Annotated in this window: 8 protein-coding genes; 1 reads left to right on the forward strand and 7 read right to left on the reverse strand. The window is 66.2% G+C overall.

The genetic code is table 11. The features are described from left to right. Nucleotides 1–580 precede the first annotated feature (580 nt). The 7 genes from dnaN to CCS01_RS08650 all read right to left on the reverse strand — a co-directional run bounded on the left by dnaN (nt 581) and on the right by CCS01_RS08650 (nt 6,709). Nucleotides 581–1,705 carry a DNA polymerase III subunit beta gene (gene dnaN / locus CCS01_RS08625; RefSeq protein WP_104518425.1) on the reverse strand — a complete coding sequence of 375 codons (1,125 nt, stop codon included), beginning with the start codon at nt 1,703–1,705 and terminating at the stop codon, nt 581–583. A gap of 176 nt (nt 1,706–1,881) precedes the next feature. Further along, a complete protein-coding gene (locus CCS01_RS08630; protein ID WP_104518426.1) occupies nt 1,882–2,133 on the reverse strand; it encodes a CCDC90 family protein in 252 nt (83 codons plus the stop codon). Nucleotides 2,134–2,289: 156 nt separating this feature from the next. Beyond that, entirely contained in the window at nt 2,290–2,964 is a 675-nt protein-coding gene (locus CCS01_RS08635) for a MarC family protein (protein ID WP_104518427.1), read from the reverse strand. A 7-nt stretch (nt 2,965–2,971) separates the two neighbouring features. Next, entirely contained in the window at nt 2,972–4,381 is a 1,410-nt protein-coding gene (locus tag CCS01_RS08640; protein WP_104518428.1) for an amidase, read from the reverse strand. A gap of 19 nt (nt 4,382–4,400) precedes the next feature. Further along, the gene (locus CCS01_RS08645; RefSeq protein ID WP_104518429.1) at nt 4,401–5,129 is read right to left on the reverse strand and encodes an SDR family NAD(P)-dependent oxidoreductase; all 729 of its coding nucleotides are present in this window, start codon (nt 5,127–5,129) and stop codon (nt 4,401–4,403) included. Between the two features lie 313 nt (nt 5,130–5,442). After that, nucleotides 5,443–5,619 (reverse strand): hypothetical protein, encoded by a 177-nt coding sequence (locus CCS01_RS33545; RefSeq protein WP_158258295.1) that lies wholly within the window; start codon nt 5,617–5,619, stop codon nt 5,443–5,445. A gap of 178 nt (nt 5,620–5,797) precedes the next feature. After that, complete coding sequence (locus CCS01_RS08650) at nt 5,798–6,709, reverse strand: class I SAM-dependent methyltransferase (RefSeq protein WP_146101624.1); 912 nt, start codon at nt 6,707–6,709, stop codon at nt 5,798–5,800. A gap of 130 nt (nt 6,710–6,839) precedes the next feature. On the opposite strand from CCS01_RS08650, the gene CCS01_RS08655 reads away from it, so the two are divergent. Continuing rightward, nucleotides 6,840–7,277 carry a hypothetical protein gene (locus tag CCS01_RS08655; RefSeq protein WP_104518431.1) on the forward strand — a complete coding sequence of 146 codons (438 nt, stop codon included), beginning with the start codon at nt 6,840–6,842 and terminating at the stop codon, nt 7,275–7,277. Nucleotides 7,278–7,490 lie beyond the last annotated feature (213 nt).

Consider the following 7,490-nt stretch of genomic DNA (forward strand, 5'->3'; position numbering starts at 1 on the left):
GTCACGGACAAGGCCATTGAAGCGCATGTCTATGACCGCGTGCGGAACTTCCTGGCTCGGCGCCATAAATTGCCTGCGCGGGCGATTGGGCCGTTTACGATGACCGCGGTGTTCGGCGAGCTTGGCGTGCCGCGACTGCGTCACTGTCGACGGCGTGGGGCTACGTCTTGAACGGCCGCGAAGCCAGTCGGAAAGCCGGATGCGGGAAATCCGCACGTCCGGGTTGATGAGCGGGGGGGGGAGACGGGTTGCGCAAGCGATACCGCGCTCTCCCTCGACTCTACTGTCTCTGTGGTGGATCATCGTCGGCCGCCGCCGGCACCGGCCATGACAGGGACGCACGCCCCTGGCCGCACCGTCATATGGTCTGAACGGGCGCTCCGGCCGCAACCCAGGCAGCCTGAGGAAAGCGATGCCGCCGTATTCCTGCAAGCGGAGTCCCAACTGTCCTGCGGTATGCTGTAGCGCCAATGCGGACAAGCCGGGCTACAACGCAGGACGCGCCAGCAGCCAACGGTCAAGCTCTACGCCGGTTAACCTCTGTACCGGAAACACGACGCGGCTCGATCCCCAAACGCACCTACACCCGCATCGGCATCAGCACATACAGCGCGCTGGCGTCCGCCGCGTCCTGTACCACCGTCGGCGCGGACCCATCGGAGAAGCGGAACTCCACCTGCTCGGGGATCTGGTCGGTGATGTCGTTCAGGTAGCGCGCCTGGAACCCGATCTCCAGCGGGCCGGCGTCGTACTTGACGCGATCGGCGTCGAGTTCCTCGCTCGCGGTGCCCTGCTCGGGGCTGGCGGCGGACAGCGTCAGCAGGTCCCGCGCCAGCGACAGCTTCACCGGCCGTGACCGCTCGGACGAGATCGCCGCGACGCGCGCCACGGCATCGGCGAAGTCCTTCTTGCCGACACGCAGCACCTTGTCGTTGCCGCGCGGGATCACCCGCTCGTACTCCGGGAAGGTGCCGTCGATCAGCTTGCTGGTCAGCAGCATCTGGTCGGCGTGGAACTGGATGCGGGTGTCGGACAAGGCGATCTCGACATTGCCGGTGACCTCGTCCAGCAGCTTGCGCAACTCGTTCACCGTCTTGCGCGGGATGATCACGCCGGGCATCGAGGCGGCGCCCTCCGGCAGCGGCTCCTCCACCCGCGCCAGGCGATGGCCGTCGGTCGCGACCGCGCGCAGCACCGGCGTGTCGTCGGTCTCGGCGTGGTGCAGGTAGATGCCGTTCAGGTAGTAGCGGGTTTCCTCGGTGCTGATCGCGAACTTCGTGCGGTCGATCAGTGAGCGCAGGGTCTGCGCCCCCAGGCTGAACCTGTGCGGCAGGTTGCCGGCGGTCATGGCGGGGAAATCCTCGACCGGCAGCACCACCAGCTTGGTGTCGTAGCGCCCGGCCCGCAGCGAGAGCTGGGCGTCGCCGCCGGGATGGTCCAGCTCGACCTCCGCGCCGTCGGGCAGCTTGCGGACGATCTCGTACAGCGTCGCCGCCGGCGCGGTGCAGGCGCCGTTGCGGATCGAGGTCGCCGGCACGTCCTCGACGATGGCGATCTCCATGTCGGTGGCCGTCAGCGTCAGCTTGCCGTCCTTCACGGCGATCATGACATTGGCCAGGATGGGGATGGTGTTGCGCCGCTCCACCACGCTCTGCACATGGGCCAGCGCCTTGATCAACGTGGCGCGGTCGGCCTTTAGCTTCATGGTCTGCATCCTACCTGGGTCCGGCCGCTTTTGGACCCCGCCCGGCGGGGAAGCGAGCGATTCGCGTAGTCCAGTTTAGCAATTCGCGCGGAGTTCCGCCAAGGACCGTCACGCTGTCGCGGCGATTCTCTCTTCCGGCGCGGGGCCGAACACCGTGGCCTTCCACCCGACGTCTGTCAATGGACTGGCAGGTACCGAATCGCCGCGAGGAGAATGCCGACCGCGATCACCAGCATGCCGCCGAGATGGATGATCAGGCGCTGTTCGAGGACAAGCAGGCGATCATCCAGGTAGGGCTTGGTCACCAGGTCCGCCGTGCCCGCCGCCTCAGCCAGGGCCGTCGAAAACGTGCGGGCCTGCTCCGGCGTGAAGCCGCCGGACTGCAGGCGATCGGCGAGCTTCAGAGTATCGAACGGTACGGCGTTCATCGGATATCTCCTGGACGGGGATAATGGTGAATCGCTGCCGCCATTGCAACGGGTTCGTCACGGCCTTGTCGTGGCTGGACAGAAGATTGACGTCTTCACCCGGGCCAGCCGGTGTTCGCTTCCGAACTCCGGGTAGCGTCCAACCGGAGATCCGCTCTATGCCCTGGCCGGGACCCGCGCCGCCAGCAACGGCCCCAGCACGTCGTCCACCCCGGCGATCAGGATCTGCACGCCGATGCACATCAGCAGGAACGCCGCCAGCCGGGTCACCGTGCGGGTCCCATGCGGCCCCATCAGCGTCGCCAGCCGATCGGCGTAGTGGTAGGTGAGCCAGATCACGACCGTCATCGCCAGGGCGGCCGCGGTCATGCCCAGGAAGAACCATCCCAGCCCGGCGAACAGCGGCGGACGGCCGGCGCCCAGCGTCACCGCGACGGAAATCGTGCCCGGCCCGGTGGTGATGGGAATGGTCAGGGGAAACAGCGCGATGTCGTCGGCACCCTCGGCGGGAGCGGCTTCTTCCTGCTTCCGCGCCTCCCGCCGTTCCGGCGCGTTCAGCAGGTGCCAGCCGCTCAGCGCCACCACCAGGCCGCCAGCGACCCGCAGCGCCGCCAGCGTGATGCCGAAGAACGCCAGGATGTAGGACCCGGCCCACAGTGCGACCATCATCACGCACAGCGAGTACAGCGCCACCTGCCGGGCGATCGCCGCCCGTGCCTCCGGCGGGCGGTTGCCGGTGACGCCGCGGAAGATCAGCGCCCCGCTGATCGGATTGACGATGGAGAACAGCGCCGGGAAGCCCAGCAGGAAGGCGTTGACGGCGTGCAGCATCCTCCGGTCAGCCGAGCGGAGGCCGCTTGTCCGCCCAGGGCTGGATGCGCTCGAACGCCGCCGCCGCCTGCAAGACGCCCAGGTCGTCGAACCGCCGGCCGACGATCTGCAGGCCGACCGGCAGCCCGTCGGCGGTGAAGCCGCAGGGCACGCTGGCGGCGGGGTTCCAGGACATGTTGAACGGGTAGGAGAACTCCGCCCAGCTCACCCAGTCCCAGTCATGCTGCGGCCAGTGCGCGGGCATCAGCGTCTCGGCCGGGAAGGCGGCGACCGAGACGGCGGGCGTCAGCAGGAAGTCCCAGTCCTCGAACCAGCGGTGGATGGCGGCGACATAGGCCATCTTGCGCTCGCGTGCCGCCTGGTAGTCGGCGATCGAGACATTGTCGGACGCCTTGATGCACGCCACCAGCCCGGGGTCCATCCGCTTTTCCCACTGCGCGAGATGCGGCTTCAGCCGGGTCATGTGGGCCGACCAGAAGAAGCGGATCAGGTCCGGCCCCGGCGCGGCCCAGGGCGTCGGCACGTCCTCGACCGTGGCGCCAAGCTCACTGAACCGCTGTGCTGCGGCCCGCACCAGCGCCGCCACATCGGGATCGACCCGGGCGTGCCCCAGGTCCGGGCTGTAGGCGATGCGCCGCCCCTTGATGCCTTCGTGCAGGCGGGCGCGATAGGCCGCCGGGCCAGCCTCCAGCGAGGAATAGTCCAGCGGATGCGGCCCGGCCATCACCTCCAGGAACAGCGCGCTGTCGGCGACGGTGCGGCTCATCGGGCCGTAATGCGTGGTCATGTCGGCGGTGCTGACCGGATAGGCCGGCACCCGGCCGAAGCTCGGCTTCAGGCCGAACACGCCGCAGAAATGCGCCGGCATGCGGATCGAGCCGGCGCCGTCGCTGCCCTGGTGCAGCGGCCCGAACCCCGCCGCCGCGGCCGCCCCGGCGCCGGCGGACGAGGCCCCGGCGTTCATGCCGGATTTCCACGGATTGTGCGTGATGCCGGTCAGCGGCGAGTGCGATACGCCAGTCCAGCCGAACTCCGACGTCGTGGTCTTGCCCACGATGATCGCCCCGGCCTCCTTCAGCCGCGGCACGATCGGCGTGTCCTCCGTCGGCTGATAGTCCTTGAAGATCAGGCTGCCGTGCTGTGTCGGCATGTCCCGGGTAATCGCCAGGTCCTTGATCGTCACCGGCACGCCGTGCAGCCGGCCGATGCGGCCGCCGGACATCAACTGCGCCTCGGCCCGGCGGGCGGCCTCCATCGCCTGGTCCGCCGCCAGGTACGCGAAGGCGTTGACCTTCGGCTCCAGCGCCGTGATCCGCGCCAGCAGCGCCTGCATGTATTCGACGGGGGACAGCTTCTTCGTGCGGATCAGGTCCGCCAGTTCGGTCGCCGGCAGGAAGCCGAGGTCTGCGGAATCCATTCCCTCTCCCTTTCGTTGCTCAGTAGGTCGCGCGGCCGCCGGAGACGTCGAACACGGCGCCGGTGGAGAAGCTGCACGCCTCGCTGGCCAGCCACAGCACCAGCGACGCCACCTCGTCGATCGTGCCGAACCGGCCGATGGGGATCTTCGACAGCATCCAGTCGATCTGCTGCGGCGTCATCTGCTCGAAAATCGGCGTCCGCACCGCGGCGGGCGTGACGCAGTTGACGCGGATTTCGGTGGCCGCCAGCTCCTTGCCCAGGGACTTGGTCAGGCCGATGACGCCGGCCTTCGAGGCGGAATAGGCCGAGGCGTTCGGATTGCCCTCCTTGCCGGCGATCGAGGCGATGGCGACGATGCGGCCGTAGCCGTTGGCCAGCATGAACGGCACCACCGCCCGGCAGCAGTAGAACACGCCCTTCAGGTTGATGTCGATCACCCGGTCCCAGGCGGCCACCGGATACTCCCAGGTTGGATGGTTCGGGCCGGTGATGCCGGCCGAGGCCACCAGGATGTCGATTTTTCCCAAGGCCGCGGCGGTGGCCTCGGCGGCGTGCTGGACCGCGTCGGGGTCCGTGACGTCGAGCGCGACGGTATGCGCCGCCCCGCTGCGGCCGAGCCCGGCCTCATCCACGTCCCACAGGCTGAGCCGCGCCCCCTCGGCAGCGAGGTGCCGGGCGATGCCGGCGCCGATGCCGGAGATCCCGCCGGTGACGATTGCCGTGCGTCCTGCGAACCGCTGCGCCATGGATGTTGCCTCCCGTCTGGCCGCGGAGTGTGGGGCAACCGGCTGTCCCCAGTCCAGGGGAGGCGGCCGGACGCAGGCCCATTGCGACACGCCGGCTTCCGCCATGCCGTGACGCGCTGGCGTCGGCAGCACAGCCTGCCATGGCATGGATGCAATGTCGGAACGTCCAGCCAGGAGACAGAAGTCAGCGACGTGCGGATCAGGGGCACGATGCGGGTCTGCGACAGGGCCACGCGCTGGCGCTGCCCGCCAGAGATCTGGTCGGGATAGCGCTAGCCCAACTCGCCGATGCCCATCAATTCCAGCAGCGGCGTCACCCGCCGGCGGACCTCGGCGGCGGGCTGCCAACCTCGGTCTGCATGCTGGCCCGGGCCACACGAAGGGTCTGCAAATCCTTGATCTGTGCTTCGACTTCGTCGGCGCGACGCTCGATCCTCCGGCGGCGTTCCGGTGACAGCTTGGCCTTTATCGCCTCCAGGGTCATGGTCATTCTCTTACTCCTTCAGCGTCCCTCGGAATTGGTCCGTTATGTCTGTTCTTGCTTCAGGTGTTCGGCAAATCCGCTTTGGTCCCCCATCCTGCATCCAACCCGGAAAAACGGCATAGGCAAATTCATGCCTCAAGCCATCCGGCACCTTCACAAACACCCATCCGACCGCATCCAGCCTTCATCCCCTCAATCGCCGCCCAAGCTGCCACAAGCGACGAACCGGGCCGAGCACCGTGCGCAGCGTGTTCATCTGCTGCTCCAATCTGCCGATCCGTGCTTCATGCCGGCGCAACAAATCCTCGGTCAGCGCGCCCGCATCCCGGCCAGCGTCCCAATCGGCCTTCTCGGGCAGCATCGGCGCCGGCCGGCCCGGCTGCATCGATTTCTCAATAAAGGCGATGTTCGTCTCGATGGTCAGGCGGCTGATCGCCAGATAGGGCTTTGTTCCGGTGCTCAGTTCCTGCACCAGCGGCTCGACAAGCTGCTTGACCACGCCGACCATGCCATGCTGGCTGCTGCGGAAGATGGTTGACCCCTCGACCGCGTCGTTCCAGTCAGGCTCCTCGAACGTCGTGCCGTCCGGATACGCGGGCAGGAAGCCGGTGCCAAAGTCCTCAATGACATACAGTCCACCTGGCACCAGGTGACGGGGAAATAAATACTGTAACGATCTCTTGGTCAGATAGCCGATATGGGACGCATCATCGATGATGACATCGAACGGACCGCCGGCAACCTCGGCCGCGCGCTCCAGCACCGCGGCATCGCCTTGGCTGCCCTGGACGAAATGGATGCGATCCTGCCTCAGGATACGCGGCGGCGGATCGGCAAGGTCAATTCCGACGATCGTCGCCCGCGGCAGATAGTCCCGCCACACTAGCAGGGAGGCGCCAGACGACACCCCGAGTTCCAGCAGGCGCAGGCTTTCGTTCCGCTTTCCCTCCAGCAGGCTGCGGTAGGAGGCGATATAGCTGGAGGCCTTACGGGTAAAATCGCCGAGCGCATAATAATGCGCCACCAGCGCGTCGAGGGAAGGTTCGCCAAGCGAGTCAGCCATGAGTCTCACATCTCTCACAAGAATCGGCTGCATTGGCCCCCGATCGAGTGAAAGTCCTTCTGCAACAACGCCTTGTCGCGGAGCAGAGGCAGTCCCCGATACCGGTGCGGTGCAGTCTGGACGGGTTCATATAACGTCCAGCCGTGACGATGAGAAGACGATCGTGACGGCCCATGAGCCGATCCAGAACCTCATCATGGACATCGTTGATAACTGCAACCTAGGCTGCCCGTTCTGTCTCTGCGACTACGCGCAGACCAGAACGACGCATATGATGTCCGAAGCGGCCCTTAGAGCGGCAGTGCGGCTGGCGTGCTTCACCACCGAGGGCAGTTTCTGGTTTTCGTGTTTGCATGAGCCGACGCTGCATCCGCATCTGACAGCATTCATCGAGCCGGTGCCACATGCCTGCCGGTCGAAGCTGCTTTACACCACCAATCTGGCGAAGCGCATGCCCGGCGCATATTTCCAGATGCTGGCCAGCAGTGGCATGCATCACGTCAACCTAGAGCAGTTTCACGCTGACTGGAAATGGCGGAGCTATGCCAAACCGATGAAATTGCTCGCAAAATTTGAGTTGGAGTGTTTCCAGTCAGGCTGAAAGCGCTCTATCGAACGAGTCGCTGGACCGGGCCATTTATGAAGCGGTGCGCAAGGGCACGCGCTTCCATGTTTTTCAAAGAAAAACCTGCTTACGCACTTTTCTCAGCCTCTGGGGCATGATACATAGCATGAACATCCGGTTGTAGCGAGGCGGTGGCAATGGCTCGGAACAAGGTGCAATTCCAAAAGGGCCTCAGCGAGGCGGCGTTCG

The sequence above is a fragment of the Rhodopila globiformis genome (genome assembly GCF_002937115.1).
Classification (GTDB): Bacteria; Pseudomonadota; Alphaproteobacteria; order Acetobacterales; family Acetobacteraceae; genus Rhodopila; species Rhodopila globiformis.